Here is a 16,154-nt window from a genome sequence, read left to right as displayed (position 1 = left end):
CACTCGCCGCTTTTTGTTACCCGTTGGACTTGGGCAGCTTGTCGAAAATCTTATCGACAGCCTTTTCCAGCTTCGAAGCATTCTTCTCCGACTTCTTCGAGAGCGTGTCGGAAGCCGTTCCGCGGAAGACAAGCTGCTTGCTCGAGCGGTCGTACGCGTCGATTGCAAGCGTTCCTACCGGCACGTTATAGGCCCTCGTCGTCGAAACACCCGTGCCGCCACCGCCGCCCCAGCCGCCGAAGCCACGCCATCCGCCCCAGCCGCCATAACCATAGCCGCCACCCAGGCCGTTGTAGAAGGTGCTGTACTCTTGCTTGTTCGTGATGCCACCGACGGCTGTGATCGCAAGATCACCACCCTCCGGCACCTCGCGATAGCCGCGCGAAGTCAGCGCCTGATGAATGTCATCGCGCAGTCTCCCCTCAACAATCTGGTCGGAGGCGTGCAGCTTGTAGATCGAAAACGTGTGATATTGACCGAAGTTCGCCTTGTGGTCATAGTCGGTGCGAACCTCTTGGGCGCTCAATGCGACGGTTCCCGCAGTCAAAGTGAGGAGCGTCATCATGGCCAGCTTCGGCAGTGTCGTGTATCTCATCTTCGTTCTCCTTCAGCCCCTCGAAGCACCGGGCTGGTTCTCTCAGTAGGATGGCGTCACCGTCTCCAGCGACCGTACCTGTCGCACAAAGGCGGTGGGTCTTGCAGACGCCACAAACCGTCTACTCAGCAGGAGTTACCGCATGCTTCGAGATCACAAAGCCATCGCCTACGCGCTCATGCGCCTCGCACTCGGCATCAACATCTTCGGCCACGGCTTCTTTCGCATCCTTAGCGGCGTGGGCGCCTTCGCCAACGGTGCAGTCAACGGAATGGACAAGGGGCCGCTGCCGCACGCCCTGTCGCTGGCCTTTCTCTACGCAACGCCCTTCATCGAACTAATATTGGGCATCCTGCTCACACTGGGGCTCTTCACGCGCCTCGCACTGATCGGCGGATCGCTTTTCATGATCGCTCTCACCTTCGGCACAACCTCTACGCAGAACTGGAACGGCGCAGGCACGCAACTGCAGTACAGCCTCGTCTTCTTCGTCATGCTCTGGCTCGTCGAAGCAAACAGTCTGTCGGTCGACGGGATGATGGGCCGTAAGAACGTATAATCGGCGAAGTCGCTGCGAGCCCTGCAGCGCGGATTGAAACGCATGGCAGAGATAGAAGCAAAGCCCGTAGCCCCGCCCGTGTCCGAGGCGTGGCGAAAGACCGAGGTTGCGCGTGACCCGCAGCGCCTTCACCCCATGAACTTCATCGACGCGCTCTTCACCGACCAGAGCGAACTGCACGGCGACCGCAGCTTTGGCGACGACGCTGCGATGTACGCTGGCATGGCGCGCTTCGGTGACGATGACGTGCTCGTCCTCTGCAATCGCAAGGGCCGCACCACCAAGGAGCGCATGCAGTTCCGCTTTGGCTCGCCCGAACCTGAGGGCTACCGAAAAGCGCTGCGCGCCATGAAGATCGCCGAAAAGTTCGGCCGTCCCGTCTTCTCCTTCCTCGACCTCGCCGGTGCTTACCCCGGCCTGGGCGCAGAAGAGCGTGGACAGGGCGAAGCCATCGCTCGCAACCTCATCGAAATGTCGCGCCTGCGCGTTCCCACCATCACCGTCATCACGGGTGAGGGTGGCAGCGGTGGCGCACTCGCTCTCGCCGTCGCCGATCGCGTCCTCATGATGGAAAACGCCATCTACTCGGTCATCTCGCCCGAGGGCTGCGCCTCCATCATGTGGAAGGATGCAGCCAAGCGCCAGGCCGCAGCAGACGCTCTCAAGTACACCGCACCGGACGTTTCACGCATGGGCTGCGTCGATGACGTCATCGCCGAGCCGCCCGGTGGTGTCCAGGCAAATCCCGAACGCGCCCTGGAGCATATTCGTGGATGCCTCAAGCATCACTTCACGGATCTTAAGTCACAGTCCATGGAAGAGCTGCTCGAACGTCGCTACCAGAAGTTCCGCAACATCGCGCAGTTCTACACCACGGCCAAGACCACGGCATAGCTCGGCCTTCGTCAAACAGGGAAGGCACACAAGCGGATGAACGGTACCCCACCCACCAGACCACGCACCAATCGCGTCGCATCGCTGTTTCTGCTCTCCGCCGCGTGGATCGTCCTGTCACTGGCCGTCGCCGGTGAGGTGACGAAGCCTGTGCCGGTACTGTGGGAAGCCATCGTGCGAGAAATCGTCGCAGCGGCCCTGCTTGCGGGCGGCTTCTACGCGATTGCGCGCGCCTACATCGCCGACCTCCGTCCCCTCAGCAGCATTGGCTTCGTCCGCCGTCCGGGCATTGCGGCAGAGTTCGGCCGCGGCGCAGCGCTGGGCTGGGCAATCGCCATCGCTCTGGTTCTGCCGGCTATGCTCACTGGCAACCTCGACCTTACGTTCAGCTTCACCAGCGTTGCCATAACTCACTTCTTCGTCAGCGCCGTGGTGCTCACAGCCTTCGCACTCGTCGTGCAACTGGTGCTCGCGGGACTGCCGTTGCGTCTGCTCGTACGTGCAACCGGTCCCGCATGGGCGACGGCTGCAGTCATCTTCGTCGTCACCTGCCTTGCAATCAGCGGACAGGGCGGTCAGGGGCGCGGCCTGATCTTCATGGCACTCTCCGCATCGCTCTTCGTCGCGGGCTATCTGCGCACACGCGCCATCTGGCTGCCGCTGGGCCTGCAGATCGGCTGGACGCTCGGCTTGCAGCTGCTCTTCGGCGCCAACTCGCCCTACACCCCCGTCACCTACGGCATCGTGCAGAGTGACGCCGGCGGCCCCGCCTGGCTCACGGGCGGCCCGTTCGGCCCGGAGGCTTCTGCCTTCGCAGTTCTCGTGCTCATCGCAGCGCTAGTCGCGCTCTTCCGCATCACCAGGGACTACGCCTGGCATTACACCTGGCAGCCCATCGAAGGTGCTGGCGCACCCGTCGTCATCGCACCGCCGGAAGAACACATCCGCGAAGAGAAGAAGCACGCCGCAGCCGCACCGCTCGTACAGATCGGCGGTATCGCACCCGCGTCTCCCGCGGCTCCGGACCTGCCTGCCACGCCACGAGACCCAATTTTGTAATCGTTTAGCATCCTGCGAACAATATCCGACACAGGCCCTTGCGTAGCAAACCCCGTAGGGTCTACATTGCGTGCATCGGGTCCCCTCCCATGCGCTTATCAATCACGTCCGCGCTTCTACTCTTGACAGTCGCCAGCCCAGTCATGCCTGCGTGCGCTCAGGCCGTCGCAGGTCCGCAGGTGCAGCGCGATGTCTTCGTTGTCGGTCGTGAAACCGCCATCGGCGATCCCTTGATAGGCTTCAAGCCCACCCGCGTCGAATTCACGCAGGAGCCCATGGATCTCGCGGGCAAGCGCGAACTCGTGCGCATGCTGCTCATGGAACAAGGTTTCGCCCATCGCGCTCTGCCACTTGGAGCGCCCGGCCTCGTGCTGCATGCGAACGGCAAGCTGACCGTCGGCAGCAAAGAATTGCAGACCCTTCTCTATAAAGGCGGCATGTGCGCCGGCGCGGGAGACCGCATTATGGTCACCGACATCGTCATCCTCGGCGACCGCATCAACATCGACATCAACGGCGGTCCCTACCTGCCGCACCGCTTCCTCCGTCACATCTCCATCAACAACATGCCGCTGGCAGGGGACGGACAGGTCGGCGAGCTTCCTACAGGCACCCGCATCACGCTGCTCTTTGAGGGCCAGACGCCACGCGTCTCCGCCTCGGAACTTAAAGCGCTACTGGAGCCCTTGCTCGACTTCGGCCTGAAAAGCTCCGAACAGGCCTTCGCCGACACGCTCCCGGATCCCATTAAGAAAGCCGTAGAAGAACACGAAGTCCTCGTCGGCATGAATCGCCGCATGGTCCTCGCGGCCCTCGGTCAGCCTGAAAGCAAGCTGCGGGAGCGCGCGACCGAAAGCTCCGATGGGGAAGTCTTCGAAGAGTGGATCTACGGCCACACGCCGCAGACCATCCGGTTCGTCCGTTTTCGCGGCGACCGTGTCGTCCTCATGAAGACCGCCGCACTCGGCAAGCCAATCGAAGTCCGGGACAAGGACCAGATGGCCGGCTACCGCGATCCGGCGCTCATCCATGAGGTCTCGCTTGGGGATACGCCTGGCGCCACGAAGGGAACCGCAGACGCTGAAGCCGCGCAACCCAAGGCTCCCTCACTCCGCGCACCCGGCGAACGCCCGGACAGCGAGAACAGCAAGCCGGCAGCGCCCGACCCAACGGTCAAGAAGAGCTTTGCTGCCAACAACTTGCCGAATCTGATGTAAACTGATCAGGTTGAGCGACAGAGCCCACGGTCTCCCTGTGGCTGCTCGCAACCTGGCTGCGCTTCCTGTGCCGCCGGAATACCCGCGAATCAAGATCCCATCAGGCGCACGGAAGGCGCCGCAGAGAGGAATACCCCATGGCGAAGATTGCCAAAACCGGTGATCGCAAAAAGGCGATGGACACCACAAAGAGCACCGACTGCCCGAAGTGTGGCAAGCCAACGCGTATCGTAAAGCGCGTCAAGGACCGCGAACGCGGCACCCCCGGCGGCATCTACATTTCGTGCTCAGCATGCGAGTTCTTTGAGCGTCTGTAGTCCCAAGCGACATCAACCGAACAGGATCTAAAAGGGAAGACCCAGTGCCTAGGCGCCGGGTCTTTTCCTTTTGCAACAAAATCTAGATCGTCGCGAATCTCAAGCCGTCTGCGCCGCACGGACCTCTTCGATCAAAGCAGCTGCCGCAGCCGCCGGATCAGAGGCCCGAGTAATGGGCCGACCCACAACCAGCATGTCCGCCCCATACCGAATCGCATCACCAGCCGTCGCAATCCGGCTCTGATCATCTTTCACCGCACCCGCCGGACGAATTCCCGGCACCACCAGCCGCGCATCCTGCGCCGAGCTCGACCGCAACGGAATGATCTCCTCCGGCGAACACACCAGCCCATTTACACCCGCCGCCACGGCCATCTCTCCCAATCGAACCACGTGTTCGCGCGCCTCTGCCTCAATGCCAATCGCTCGCAATTGCGCGGCATCCATACTCGTCAGCACCGTCACAGCCAGCAATCTTGGAGGGCTGGCCAGCTTCGATGCGGCCTCCGCTGCGGCCGCCAGCATCGCGGGTCCACCTGCCGCATGCAGCGTCAGCAGTGCCGCACCACAGGCTCCAGCCGACCGCACTGCACCCGCAACCGTATTGGGAATGTCATGCAGCTTCAGATCCAGAAAGACTTCAAAGCCGCGCTCGCGCAAGGCCTCAACCATCGGCCGGCCCTCGGCCAGGTAGAGCTCCAGGCCAACCTTCAGCCAGCGCACCGTGCCATCCAGTCGGTCCACAAAAGCCATGGCCTCCGCACGTGAGGGGTAATCCAGGGCGACAATCAGGCGGTCAAGCGGGTCCATGCCTCCAGTGTAGATGCGCCGCCACGCTATGCTGAGAACCGTATGACAGCACTCACCATCGCCGGCTTCGACCCATCCTCAGGAGCTGGCATCACCGCCGATCTGGCCGTCTTCGCAGCCCATGGCATCTTCGGCACATCCGCCATCACCGCGCTCACCGTGCAATCTACCGTGGGCGTGCGCCGCGTGGAACTCGTCGCACCCGATGTACTGTCGCAAACACTCACCGAGCTCTGGTCAGACCTCCCGCCAGCCGGGATCAAGATCGGCATGCTCGGCGGTCAGTCACAGGTGCGCGCCGTCATTGACTTCCTGAAAGACCTCCCGAAGAAACCTCTGATCGTCCTCGATCCCGTCCTGCGATCCAGCTCCGGCAAAGCGCTGCTGGACAGCGAGGGAACTCGCACTCTCATCGAGCAACTGCTGCCTCTCGTCGACGCCATCACCCCCAACACCGACGAACTCACCGTCCTCACCGGCCTCCCATGCAACACCGAGGAAGAGATTGGAACTGCAGCAGAGACGCTCGCCCGAAAGCATCCCGCGCTCGCGATCGTCGTTACCGGGGGCCACCGCGCAAAGCCGGACGACCTGCTGCTGGTGCAAGGAGTCTGGAGCACGCTTCCAGGCGAACGCATCGAAACTCGCGCCACCCACGGCACGGGCTGCGCCTTCTCCAGCGCCTTGCTCTGCGGCAGACTCGCCGGTCACGACTGGCCAACAGCAGCCGCAACGGCAAAGGCATACGTCGCGCGAGCCATGCGCACAGCCACACCACGTGGCGCCGGCCGCGGGCCCATGAATCTGCTGTGGCCCATCTTGGGACATCAGACGGATTAACGGCGACAGCCACTTCGCCGATCAGTGCAACATGTCAACCGTTGCCCACCCCACCGCACTTGGTTCCATCGTCGAATACGCTGCGGGCCATTGGCCGGCTCGCACAGTACCCATCTGCCGCCGCACGACGCCGACCCAGGGTCGGGCGCTTGAAATCCTCGGCCACGCAGTCGAATACCTGGCGGACTCCCGCCTCTACGACCCGGTCGAAGTACCCTCCGACGGAACAGCCATCCGCACACTGATGTCCTGCTCCCGTCAGGTTTTTGCGGAGTGCGAACTGATCCAGCCTTGGCACCAGCGCGTACAGACCGCACTCCTGTGGCGACGACGTGCACAGAAAATCCCAGGACGGTGAGCGGGCGGTCCAGCCTTGGTAAACTTGCGCCATGGCAGGACCGATCACCGTAACCCTGAATGGCGCCGAGCGAACCTTTGACGATCTGGGAGAGACACCCTACGTGACCGCGCTCGTAGCCGCACTCGGCTTCCGCGGCGATCGCGTAGCCCTCGAACGCAACGGAGACATCGTACCGCGAAGCACCTGGCCAGACACCCCAGTCCAATCCGGAGACCGCTTCGAAGTAGTCCACTTCGTCGGCGGCGGTAAGAGGTAACGAGACCTCAGGGAAGCCGAGAATGCCAAAAATGACAAGGGAGGCTCTGCAAGCCTGCCATCAGGCCTCGCCAGACGTTCACTATACAGAATATGCATTATCGGACGTAGTGTATGCGGTGCAATCAGGGCTAGCGAGCATCCGCCGACGAGATCCAGGCACGGCCATGCGGAACATCCAGAGTCAGTACCCAGTGCTTGAGGATCGCCGCACCGATATTCCCATCGATGACCAGCGGCATCGACTGAGCATCCCCCGCCGCCAACGCCACACCACCAGCCAGTTCGCCCCGAAACTGTTGCGCACTCTTGTCCTCGGGCTTCATCGAGAAAAGTTCGGCATTGTGACCGCCAACGATGACCGACGAATTGCTCCCGGTATCCACTTCCATCCAGACCTTACCCTTCGGCGACTGGACGGCCAGATACGGTGTCACGGCATGCCCCGAAACCTCACCGGCCAAGTGCACCTCGACCTCCTTCGCGTCCGCAATCCGCCGCTTCAGACTCGCGGCCGTCTCAAGGATGACCTATTGGTGTCCCAGGTCGATCGTCACGACCTTTCCGGTAAAGCTGCTCAGCGCCACCGAGCCGGCTAGCGGCGGCGCGTCCTTCGGCAACAGCTTCGCAAAATCGAAGACTCCTACCGTCGCAGTCATTAGCGTCGCTCCATTGGCCCGCACAGAAACGTCATTGCAGCGAGTCATATCGACTCGATCACCGCGCATCCGGAAACCGCTCAGTTGGCCCCAGGGCGCACATCCGATCGCCTTCGCGCTCTCCGGTGTGATCACCGTAATGCCGCCGCCCGTATCGAAAAGAAAGACGCCCGGCTTCCCTCCAATCTCCGCCCCGAACGACCAAAGCACGCCCAGGTAGGGTTTCAACGCGATCGTCGTCGGCTGGGACTGTGCCACACCCTGCTGCGTCAGTGCCGCAATGCCAAGCGCCACGACTGCAAACATTCGTCTGGTCGATACCAGTCCTTGTGGCTTTGAGGTGCCCTGCACAAGCGAGGCAAAATCGAATTCGTTCATCCGACGACTCTAATTCACCGTCACCTTCAGTGAGTAAGTCGCCGAGTGCTTCAGAAGCCCATCCGTTGCGGTGATCGTGTACGTGTAAGTGCCCGGAGCCGTGTACACAGCGTTCTGTCCAGGCAGTTTGCTGGAGCACCCCGTGACCGCACCGCACACTGCCAAGAGCATCAGCACGCCACAAGATGTCAGCACCAGCGAGCGCACCTGGCTTCTGCGTCGCCAAAGCAGGCACACACTGCAAAGTGCCACCAAAGCCATCACGCCCCGGCCGAATCCGCCATAGCCCACCACCGCGTACTTTGAAGTGGACGTGATGGTGACCGACACGCCAGCCACGGCCGACGGTATGACACTCGTTTTGTTCGGCGTACACGTCGATCCCGGGACGGTCGTTGTGCAACTGATCGTGACGGCGCCAGCATAGCCCGCAAGCGGCAGCACGGTGACTGGCGCGGTCAGGCTGGTCCCGGCAATCAGCGATCCCGAAGCCGGTGTCATGGCAATCGTAAAGTCGACGCCCGTCCCCGTTAATGTCGAGGTAGCCGTGGACGCGTTCGAGAAGACCGTCAGCGTCCCGGTGGCGGCTCCAATGGCCGTCGGTTTAAAGACGACGCCGATCTGGCACGATGCATTTGGAGCCAGGTTGCCGCAGGAGTTGGACGTCACCAGGAAATCGCTCGTGACCGTCACGGAACTCACAACAGACGGAAAGATGGAGTCGTTCGTCAAGGTAAAGATCTTCGCAGCCGTGCTGAAGCCAACCGCCTGCATTCCAAACTCCGCCGAGGCTGGCGTCAACGTCGGTCCCGCGCCGCTGTTCGTCAAATCGAACAGGCTGTACTCCAGCAGCTTCTCCTGGCTCGTCATGGCGCCTTTAGAGCACTCCGTTGGAAAGGCTTTCGCAGGCGATACAGCGGGACTCTCCACGTGGTACTCGTTGAACAGCACGCGGCCGCACTGGTTCGCGCTCCCGACTGGCGTGTTGAAGGTGAACTGCTGAACCGGATTGCCCTGGCTCGGACTATTCAGCGTCAGCCAGACCTGCGTCGGAGCATTGACGCCCGTAATCGCGGGACTGATCTCCTGCAGATTCACCTGCCCGGGACTGGTGCTGGCACCGACCACCTGCAACCAGTCGCTCAACGTCTTCCCACTGGCAAAACTCGTGTTGACCGTTGCTGTGCCGCCAGCCCGCGCGCTCACCTCGTTCGCAGGCCATGCGGCCACGGATGCGAAGGGGCCATTCTGGTGGAACCACGCATACGAATAATGGCTGGCATAAACCCGGCCGCCAGCATTTGCATAACCCAGCAGATTCGTTAGCCGGTCCGGCGTCGTCTGACCTTCGCTTGTTCCCTGGCACGGCAACATCAGCACGTCATACTTGCTCAACTGCGCCGCATCGTCCATCAGCGAACTCTGCGAGGGCGTCGTGATATCGATCTCAGCGCCCTTCGAACCGCTGCCCGTATACAGGTGGATACGACCGGTTCCCATGGGATTGGTGACCTCGGCCTCATCGATGCCAACCTTCCGAAGGACGCATTCCACCGCATCGGCACGTCCCGTCGCGACCGCAATCAGTGGGATATCGCCCTCTGTCTGGTTGCGTGGCATTCGAGCGGAAAAAGCCGTATCCGCGCAAGCGGTCGTCGTAGACACCGTCAACTGCCGGCGCCAGCGCCCGGACTGGATCACCAGCGGTATCGCCGTCCCGACCGGCACATTCACCAGCCGGAACGAGCCGTCCGCAGCGGTCCTCCCGCCCACCAGAGGCGAACCCGTCGGCGGCGCGTTGGGCGCCGGGCAAGCGACACCCGGTGTGAACGCTTCTATAGGAGCATTCGGAATAAACACCAGCACGTTCGGCAGCGGATCCACACCGTTCGGCGCAAAGACCGTGCCCGTAATGGACGTCGTAGCGCCGCCCGTACACGTCACCTGTTTCAGGCACAGACCGGTACACGCGGGATCAGCCGCGTACGCCGGAATGCCGAGAGCAAGCAAAAGCAGAAGCCAGAGTTTGCGCATAGAAAGCGAAAAGACGGTGTAGCTCTGTGCTACACCACGCCATACGCAGAAGCAATAAACTTCTTACGATCAAGTAAAACTTTTGTCGAGCGCCACAACGTCGCACCGCGGCGGCAACCCTCTCCAGTCCACGATTCTTTCCCCGGCGCTTGCCAGTCTCGGCTATCATCCGCATAGTGGAACATCTGCTCAATCTGCTGTGGCTGTCGGTCGCCAGCGTACTTGCCTATCTGGCAGTACGTGGGCATCGTCGCGGCACGTTGCGGTGTTCCCTTGTGGTTGCGCTCGGCTGCACCGCGCTGATCGCGCTGGTACTCTTCCCTGCCTTGTCCATGACGGACGATCTGCAGCGGGCCAAGCTCGACACTGAAACCAGCAGTCGCCACCTCGGTGACACGTTACTACTGGGCTCTCCGAACAATCCCATCAGTTCGCCGGCAGAGGTCATGCCCGCGTTGATGTTGCTGTTGCTCCGCGCGCGCCTTGTCTCCGCAGGCCGTTTTGCGCGTTCGACAGAGGCGCTGCGCCTGACGGACCACCCCGCCGCAAGGCCGGAGTCCGCCCGCCCGCCGCCGGCTCTCTCCCCCGCCTAGCTGTCTCTTCGGCGCTACTGCGCCGATCGACCCCCAGGACATTCATCCGCAACGCTTCCGTGCGCTGAGGAACCCCGTACCCACATGAAAAGTCTTATCCTGTCCGGCAGCCTTTTGCTGCAGGCCGTGGCATTCGCACAGACAGCGGCGCCCCCGTCTGCCTCTGCACCCGGCCAACCCCTCACGATCTCGCAGGCCGTCGACTACGCCCGGCTTCACAGTCCGGGCCTGCAGGGCCTCCAGGCACATGTGTCTGCTGTGCAAGCCCTCGAGATCACCGCAGGTCTGCGCCTCAACCCGTCCATCGTCGGTGAAGGCACGCAGAACACCCTCTCCAACACCGACCCCAATGGGCCGCCCTTCTATGGCATCGGACTGCAGCGCGTCTTCGAAACCGGCGGCAAGCGTAGCCTGCGTCTCGACGCCGCACGTGCCAATACGGGCGTCGCATCCGCGCAGTTCGATGACCAGCGACGCAGCCTTGACTTCGCCGTTCGTATCGCCTTCACACGCATGCTCCAGGCCAAGCTCGCCCTCGCCATCGCCAACGACAACCTCGCAGGCTACCGGCGCACCGTCGACCTCATGAAGGTTCGTCTCGACGTCGGCGACGTCGACCGCACCGACTTCGATCGGATCGAACTTCAGCTCGCTGGCTTTGAGAACGACCAGACCAACGCGCAGCTCAATCTCACCCAGGCCAGCGAGCAGCTGCAACTGCTCCTTGGGGAGCCGCACGGCCTCACCAGTTTCGACATCACCGGCACGCTCGATCTTCCGCAACTCGCCAGCACGGAGAAGCAGTTAGAGGACGCAGCCATCGCCGCCCGTCCGGACCTCCTCGCAGCCAGTCGGCAGGTTCGCGCCAACGAAGCCGCTATCCGCCTGGCCAACGCCAACGGCAAGACCGATCCGCAGTTCGGCGTCGAGTACGAACACTCCGGAACCGGCAGCACTGGCGGTTTTAATCTGCAGATCCCGCTTCGCATCTTCGACCACAATCAGGGCGAGCAGGAGCGCACCCGTCGCGAGGCCGAGAGCAGCCGCCTCCTCCTGCAGCAGCAGGTCAATCAGGTCATCAGTGACGTCGACCAGGCCTACGCCGCCTATCAGGCCGCAGTGGTGCAGAACGCGCGCTACCAGACCAAGTACCTCGCGGAAGCCGCACACGTCCGCGACAACCTTGAGTTCGCCTACCGCAACGGCAACGCCACCCTGCTCGACTACCTCTCGGCCCTGCAGGACTACCGCCTGACCAATCTCGCCGCGCTCAACGCACAAGCCACCGCGCAAACCGCGCTGCACCAACTCTCCTACGCCACGGCGACTGAGGTGAATCCGTAATGTCCGTCCCCATCAGCACCCGAGCCGCCCTCGCAGGCGCCGCTGTCCTGTTGCTTCTGACCTCCGTCGGCTGCAAAGAAAAGAAGGAAGCGCCGCAGGCTGACCTGCCCGCAGCCAACCTCACCGTCACCACCGCGCACACCGCATCGTTGAACGACCAACTCAACGTACCCGCTCACATCGAGGCAGACCCGACGAAACTCGTCCATATCTTCCCGCCACTCTCCGGCCGCATCATGGCCCTCAAAGTCATCGCCGGACAGGACGTCCGCAAGGGCCAGACCATCGCCATGCTGCAAAGCGGTGATGTCGCAGCCGCACGCTCCGACTACGAGAAGGCAAAGGTTGAAGCCGACCGCGCCGACCGTGCTGTTACTCGCGGCAAACTGCTGCTCGATCATGAGGTGCTCTCGCAGGCCGCATTCATCGAACTGCAAGCCACAGCTGGCGGCGATCACGCAGAGCTCGAACGCACGCGCCAGCGTCTGCATGAACTCGGCTTCAGCGAGAACGGCACCAGCGACATCGCACCCATCACCTCGCCCATCAGCGGGACTGTCATTGAAGTGGGAGCCGCCAACGGCGAATTGCAGAAGTCCGTCGACAACGCCACCAACGGCATCGCCACCATCGCCAATCTCGATACCGTCTGGGTCGAAGGCGAAGTCTTCGAGCGCGATCTCGCGCTCCTTAAGAGGTCCGAACACGTCGACGTCACCGTGCAGGCCTATCCCAACGAAGTCTTCCACGGCACGCTCGCCAACGTCGGCGATGTCTTCGACCCAACCACGCACACCCTCCGCGCACGCGTCGTTCTGCCCAACCCAGGCCATCGCCTCAAGCCAGCCATGTTCGCAAGCCTTCAGATCGCACGTCCCGCGAACACCGTCGTGCTCGTGCCCGCAACGGCCGTCATTCACGATGGCGAGAATGCTGAGGTCTACGTGCAGGGTGCGGACAACAAGTTCGCACTGCGCCAGGTCAAGATCGGCGGAGTCCACGGTGACGACGTCGAGATCCTGAGCGGTCTGCAAAACGGCGAACGCGTCGTGAAAACGGGTGCCAGCTTCCTGCGCGCACCGGCAGCGGGAGATTAACGATGGCATCCATCATCCGCTTACTCCTGCGCATGCGTGCGCTGGTCCTCATCCTTCTCGCCTGCATGCTTGTCGCCGGCACCTTCGGCGCGCTGCAGCTTGACGTTGAGGCCTACCCCGACCCGTCGCCGCCACTCGTCGAAATCATCACGCAGAACCCCGCGTGGTCTGCCGAAGAGATGGAGCAGCAGGTCACTGCGCCCATCGAAACCTCACTCTTCGGCATGCCGCATCTTGACGGCGTGCGGTCGATCTCCATCTTCGGCCTCAGCGATGTGAAGCTCTACTTCACCTTCACCAGCGACTACTTCCACGACCGACAGGAAGTCCTTGATCGCCTGCAACTGATCCAGCTACCCCAGGGCTTGCAGCCGCAGCTCTCGCCCTGGTCACCCATCGGCGAAATCTATCGCTACCAGCTCACCGGCCCCTACACCCTCAACGACCTCACCGCCACACAGGACTGGCTGGTCCGTCGTGAGTTGAAGCAGGTCCCCGGCATCATCGATATCACCACCTTCGGCGGTCAGGTCAAGCAGTACCAGATCGAAGCCGACCCGCAGAAGCTCCTCGCGCACGGTGTCACACTCCCGCAGCTCACCGCGGCCGTGAACAACTCCAACGCCAACGCGGGCGGCAACTACGTCACACTCGGCGAACAGAGCGTCAACGTCCGCGCCGTCGGCCAGCTCCACACCGTCGGCGACATCGAACAGATCGTCATCGCGCAGAACAAGGGCGTACCCGTTCTGGTTGGCGATGTAGCAACAGTGCGTGAAGGCTCGCAGCAACGCCTCGGCAAGATCGGCCGCAACAAACAAAGCGACATCGTCGAAGGCATCGTCCTCCTCAACAAGGACGAAGAGTCCATCCCCGCACTCGAAGGCCTCAAGGGCAAGATCAAGCAGCTCAACAGCGGCCTGATGCCCCCGGGCATGCACATCGACACCATCAGCGATCGCACCAACCTCATCGACCGCACCGAACACACGGTCAAGCACGTCATCATCACCGGCCTCGTACTCGTCACGCTCATCCTGCTCTTCATGCTGGGTGACGTACGAACCACCATCATCGCGGCCGCAACCATTCCGTTCGCGGTCTTGTTTGCCTTCTCGTTGATGGCCGCAACGGGCCACTCCGCCAACCTCATCTCCATCGGCGCCATCGACTTCGGCATCCTCGTCGACGCCTCCATCGTCGTCCTCGAAAACATTCATCGCAAACTCTCGCGAAGGCTGCCCGAAGACGACCTCGCCACGCTCATCATTGAAGGCGTACAGGACGCATCGCGCCCTGTTCTCTTCTCCACCGCCATCATCCTCGTCGCCTTCATCCCGCTCTTCACCATGCAGGGTGTCCCCGGCAAGATCTTCGCGCCCATGTCCGTCACCTACGGCTTCGCACTCATCGGTGCGCTGCTCTTCGGTCTCGTCTTCGCTCCCGTACTCGCCTTCGTCCTCGCCCCCAAAGGACCACCCACAGCCGTGCCCGAAGCAGAAGACGCGCACGCAGGCGAAGGAACCTGGCTCTCCAACTGGTTCCGCCATCACTACAATCGCGCCTTCACCATGACCATGCGCCACTCTAGGCTGGTCTGGATCACAGCAGGGGCCTCTCTCGTCATCGCAGGTTTGCTCTTCGTCTACGCCGTCGGCGGTGAGTTCATGCCGCCGCTGGAAGAAGGCAATCTCTGGATTCGCGCAACCTTGCCGCAGGATGTGTCCTTCGACCTCGCAGCAAAGACCGTCGACGAGTTCCGGGGCGAGTTCCTCAAATTCCCTGAGGTCAAACAGGTCGTCTCGCAACTCGGCCGTCCCAACGACGGCACAGACGTCACCACCTTCAACAACCTCGAATTCCTCGTCGACCTCAAGGACGAAAGCGAGTGGCCCAAGGACGTTCACGGCTCCAAGGAAAAGCTGATCGAACAGATGCAGCATCAGCTCTCCAAATACCCCGGCGCCGTCTTTGGCTTCTCGCAACAGATCCAGGACAACGTCGAAGAGGCCATGAGCGGCGTCAAGGGCGAGAACTCGCTCAAGATCTTCGGTGACGATCTCAACGAACTCAGCAAGCAGGCAATCAACGTCCAGAACGTCATGGACGGCGTACCCGGTGTGCAGGACGTCGGCATCTTCAAGGTCGACGGCCAACCCTCACTCGTCGTCCGTGTCGACCGCGCCAAGGCCTCGCGCTATGGCGTCGCACCCGCTGACGTTAACGCAGCCATCCAGGCCGCGGTCGGCGGCGCGCCCGTCACGCAGATGATCGAAGGCGACCGCCGCTTCGACATCACCGTCCGCTACCCCGGCCAATACCGCAACAGCCCCGACAGCATCGGCTCCATCATGCTGCCCGCCGGCGACGGCAGCTCCGTTCCACTCTCCTCCGTAGCCGACATCGGCCTGCGTCAGGGCAGCTTCCAGATCTATCGCGAAGCCGGTCGCCGCTACATCCCCATCAAGTTCAGTGTGCGCGGCCGCGACCTCGCAGCAACCATCACGGATCTGCAAAAACAACTCAGCGACAAGATCGCGCTACCCCACGGCTATACCTATGCCTGGGCCGGCGAGTTCGACTCCCTCAAGAAAGAACAGAAGCGACTCGCCCTCATCATCCCGATCAGCCTGCTCGCCATCCTGATCCTTCTCTACACGCAGTTCAACACCTGGCTCGACGCCTTCATCGTCCTCGCAACGCTCCCCTTCGCGGCGATCGGAGGCATCCTCGCGCTGCTCATCACACACACCGCGTTCTCCATCTCCGCAGCCGTCGGCTTCACCTCGCTCACCGGCGTCGCAACGTTGGGCGCAGTCGTCTTCCTCTCCGGCATCCGTCGAGCGCAACAGCACCACGGCGCAAAGGCGGGCCTCCGGGAAGGTGCCCTCGACGAGATGCGTCCCGTCCTCATGGCATGCATGTCCGCAGGCCTTGGTCTCCTACCCGCGGCCATCAGCAACGGCATCGGCGCCCAGGCACAACAACCACTCGCCCGCGTCGTCGTCGGAGGCATGATCACGACCGTGCTCTCCGTCCTGCTGCTCACACCACTCATGGCCCGCCGCATTCCGAAGCATTTCGACCAGGAACGCGCATAACCCAAACGGAAGAAGGCCGGCGATCATCGCCGGCCTTCTTC

Annotated in this window: 17 protein-coding genes; 12 read left to right on the top strand and 5 right to left on the bottom strand. The window is 62.3% G+C overall.

Features of this window, described 5'->3' with window-relative positions:
* Positions 1–16 precede the first annotated feature (16 nt).
* Positions 17–595: a DUF4136 domain-containing protein gene (locus TERRO_RS09605; RefSeq protein ID WP_014785803.1), complete on the bottom strand. Its 579-nt coding sequence runs from the start codon at positions 593–595 to the stop codon at positions 17–19.
* A 142-nt stretch (positions 596–737) separates the two neighbouring features.
* On the opposite strand from TERRO_RS09605, the gene TERRO_RS09600 reads away from it, so the two are divergent.
* The 5 genes from TERRO_RS09600 to TERRO_RS09580 all read left to right on the top strand — a co-directional run bounded on the left by TERRO_RS09600 (position 738) and on the right by TERRO_RS09580 (position 4,641).
* The gene (locus TERRO_RS09600) at positions 738–1,154 is read left to right on the top strand and encodes a DoxX family membrane protein (protein ID WP_014785802.1); all 417 of its coding nucleotides are present in this window, start codon (positions 738–740) and stop codon (positions 1,152–1,154) included.
* Positions 1,155–1,196: 42 nt separating this feature from the next.
* Positions 1,197–2,048, top strand: coding sequence for an acetyl-CoA carboxylase carboxyltransferase subunit alpha (locus tag TERRO_RS09595; RefSeq protein WP_014785801.1), 852 nt, complete (start codon positions 1,197–1,199; stop codon positions 2,046–2,048).
* Positions 2,049–2,084: 36 nt separating this feature from the next.
* The gene (locus TERRO_RS09590) at positions 2,085–3,107 is read left to right on the top strand and encodes a hypothetical protein (protein ID WP_014785800.1); all 1,023 of its coding nucleotides are present in this window, start codon (positions 2,085–2,087) and stop codon (positions 3,105–3,107) included.
* Positions 3,108–3,250: 143 nt separating this feature from the next.
* Positions 3,251–4,324: a hypothetical protein gene (locus tag TERRO_RS09585; RefSeq protein WP_014785799.1), complete on the top strand. Its 1,074-nt coding sequence runs from the start codon at positions 3,251–3,253 to the stop codon at positions 4,322–4,324.
* 137 nt (positions 4,325–4,461) lie between these two features.
* A complete protein-coding gene (locus TERRO_RS09580; RefSeq protein WP_014785798.1) occupies positions 4,462–4,641 on the top strand; it encodes an Rcat domain-containing protein in 180 nt (59 codons plus the stop codon).
* 99 nt (positions 4,642–4,740) lie between these two features.
* Here TERRO_RS09580 and pyrF read toward each other — a convergent pair whose 3' ends face one another.
* Complete coding sequence (gene pyrF / locus TERRO_RS09575; RefSeq protein WP_014785797.1) at positions 4,741–5,451, bottom strand: orotidine-5'-phosphate decarboxylase; 711 nt, start codon at positions 5,449–5,451, stop codon at positions 4,741–4,743.
* A gap of 42 nt (positions 5,452–5,493) precedes the next feature.
* Here pyrF and thiD point away from each other — a divergent pair, with 42 nt between their 5' ends.
* The 3 genes from thiD to thiS are packed head-to-tail and all read left to right on the top strand — an operon-like array spanning position 5,494 to position 6,908.
* Positions 5,494–6,291: a bifunctional hydroxymethylpyrimidine kinase/phosphomethylpyrimidine kinase gene (gene thiD, locus TERRO_RS09570; protein WP_014785796.1), complete on the top strand. Its 798-nt coding sequence runs from the start codon at positions 5,494–5,496 to the stop codon at positions 6,289–6,291.
* A gap of 31 nt (positions 6,292–6,322) precedes the next feature.
* Positions 6,323–6,649 carry a hypothetical protein gene (locus tag TERRO_RS09565; RefSeq protein ID WP_014785795.1) on the top strand — a complete coding sequence of 109 codons (327 nt, stop codon included), beginning with the start codon at positions 6,323–6,325 and terminating at the stop codon, positions 6,647–6,649.
* Positions 6,650–6,680: 31 nt separating this feature from the next.
* On the top strand, positions 6,681–6,908 hold the full coding sequence (gene thiS / locus TERRO_RS09560) for a sulfur carrier protein ThiS (RefSeq protein WP_014785794.1): 228 nt from the start codon (positions 6,681–6,683) through the stop codon (positions 6,906–6,908).
* A 130-nt stretch (positions 6,909–7,038) separates the two neighbouring features.
* Here the strand turns inward: thiS and TERRO_RS09555 are convergent, their stop codons facing one another.
* The 3 genes from TERRO_RS09555 to TERRO_RS22005 are packed head-to-tail and all read right to left on the bottom strand — an operon-like array spanning position 7,039 to position 9,978.
* Positions 7,039–7,377: a hypothetical protein gene (locus TERRO_RS09555; RefSeq protein WP_157178312.1), complete on the bottom strand. Its 339-nt coding sequence runs from the start codon at positions 7,375–7,377 to the stop codon at positions 7,039–7,041.
* Between the two features lie 60 nt (positions 7,378–7,437).
* Positions 7,438–7,944, bottom strand: coding sequence for an aspartyl protease family protein (locus tag TERRO_RS09550; protein WP_041592540.1), 507 nt, complete (start codon positions 7,942–7,944; stop codon positions 7,438–7,440).
* A gap of 9 nt (positions 7,945–7,953) precedes the next feature.
* Positions 7,954–9,978, bottom strand: a complete 2,025-nt coding sequence (locus TERRO_RS22005) for a choice-of-anchor D domain-containing protein (protein WP_014785793.1) — start codon at positions 9,976–9,978, stop codon at positions 7,954–7,956.
* Positions 9,979–10,154: 176 nt separating this feature from the next.
* Between TERRO_RS22005 and TERRO_RS09540 the strand changes: the two genes are divergently transcribed.
* From TERRO_RS09540 to TERRO_RS09525, 4 genes are all read left to right on the top strand, one after another.
* Positions 10,155–10,571: a hypothetical protein gene (locus TERRO_RS09540; protein WP_157178311.1), complete on the top strand. Its 417-nt coding sequence runs from the start codon at positions 10,155–10,157 to the stop codon at positions 10,569–10,571.
* 84 nt (positions 10,572–10,655) lie between these two features.
* Positions 10,656–11,915, top strand: a complete 1,260-nt coding sequence (locus TERRO_RS09535) for a TolC family protein (protein ID WP_014785791.1) — start codon at positions 10,656–10,658, stop codon at positions 11,913–11,915.
* Positions 11,915–13,012 carry an efflux RND transporter periplasmic adaptor subunit gene (locus TERRO_RS09530; protein ID WP_014785790.1) on the top strand — a complete coding sequence of 366 codons (1,098 nt, stop codon included), beginning with the start codon at positions 11,915–11,917 and terminating at the stop codon, positions 13,010–13,012. Before TERRO_RS09535 ends, TERRO_RS09530 begins: the two co-directional genes overlap by 1 nt.
* Before the next feature lie 2 nt (positions 13,013–13,014).
* The gene (locus TERRO_RS09525) at positions 13,015–16,113 is read left to right on the top strand and encodes an efflux RND transporter permease subunit (protein WP_014785789.1); all 3,099 of its coding nucleotides are present in this window, start codon (positions 13,015–13,017) and stop codon (positions 16,111–16,113) included.
* Positions 16,114–16,154: the final 41 nt, after the last annotated feature.

This window comes from Terriglobus roseus DSM 18391, assembly GCF_000265425.1.
Lineage (GTDB): Bacteria > Acidobacteriota > Terriglobia > Terriglobales > Acidobacteriaceae > Terriglobus > Terriglobus roseus.
Note: the sequence above shows the minus strand (reverse complement) of the source record. Positions and strands in the feature narration are given on the sequence as shown.

Bases quoted from the DNA above. Each gene is read 5' to 3' on its own strand.
- TERRO_RS09525 (WP_014785789.1), top strand. From the start codon at position 13,015: ATGGCATCCATCATCCGCTTACTCCTGCGCATGCGTGCGCTGGTCCTC.
- TERRO_RS09590 (WP_014785800.1), top strand. From the start codon at position 2,085: ATGAACGGTACCCCACCCACCAGACCACGCACCAATCGCGTCGCATCG.
- TERRO_RS09585 (WP_014785799.1), top strand. From the start codon at position 3,251: ATGCCTGCGTGCGCTCAGGCCGTCGCAGGTCCGCAGGTGCAGCGCGAT.
- TERRO_RS09550 (WP_041592540.1), bottom strand. From the start codon at position 7,944: ATGAACGAATTCGATTTTGCCTCGCTTGTGCAGGGCACCTCAAAGCCA.
- TERRO_RS09580 (WP_014785798.1), top strand. From the start codon at position 4,462: ATGGCGAAGATTGCCAAAACCGGTGATCGCAAAAAGGCGATGGACACC.
- TERRO_RS09565 (WP_014785795.1), top strand. From the start codon at position 6,323: ATGTCAACCGTTGCCCACCCCACCGCACTTGGTTCCATCGTCGAATAC.
- TERRO_RS09595 (WP_014785801.1), top strand. From the start codon at position 1,197: ATGGCAGAGATAGAAGCAAAGCCCGTAGCCCCGCCCGTGTCCGAGGCG.
- pyrF (WP_014785797.1), bottom strand. From the start codon at position 5,451: ATGGACCCGCTTGACCGCCTGATTGTCGCCCTGGATTACCCCTCACGT.
- TERRO_RS09535 (WP_014785791.1), top strand. From the start codon at position 10,656: ATGAAAAGTCTTATCCTGTCCGGCAGCCTTTTGCTGCAGGCCGTGGCA.
- thiS (WP_014785794.1), top strand. From the start codon at position 6,681: ATGGCAGGACCGATCACCGTAACCCTGAATGGCGCCGAGCGAACCTTT.
- TERRO_RS22005 (WP_014785793.1), bottom strand. From the start codon at position 9,978: ATGCGCAAACTCTGGCTTCTGCTTTTGCTTGCTCTCGGCATTCCGGCG.
- TERRO_RS09605 (WP_014785803.1), bottom strand. From the start codon at position 595: ATGAGATACACGACACTGCCGAAGCTGGCCATGATGACGCTCCTCACT.
- TERRO_RS09600 (WP_014785802.1), top strand. From the start codon at position 738: ATGCTTCGAGATCACAAAGCCATCGCCTACGCGCTCATGCGCCTCGCA.
- thiD (WP_014785796.1), top strand. From the start codon at position 5,494: ATGACAGCACTCACCATCGCCGGCTTCGACCCATCCTCAGGAGCTGGC.
- TERRO_RS09530 (WP_014785790.1), top strand. From the start codon at position 11,915: ATGTCCGTCCCCATCAGCACCCGAGCCGCCCTCGCAGGCGCCGCTGTC.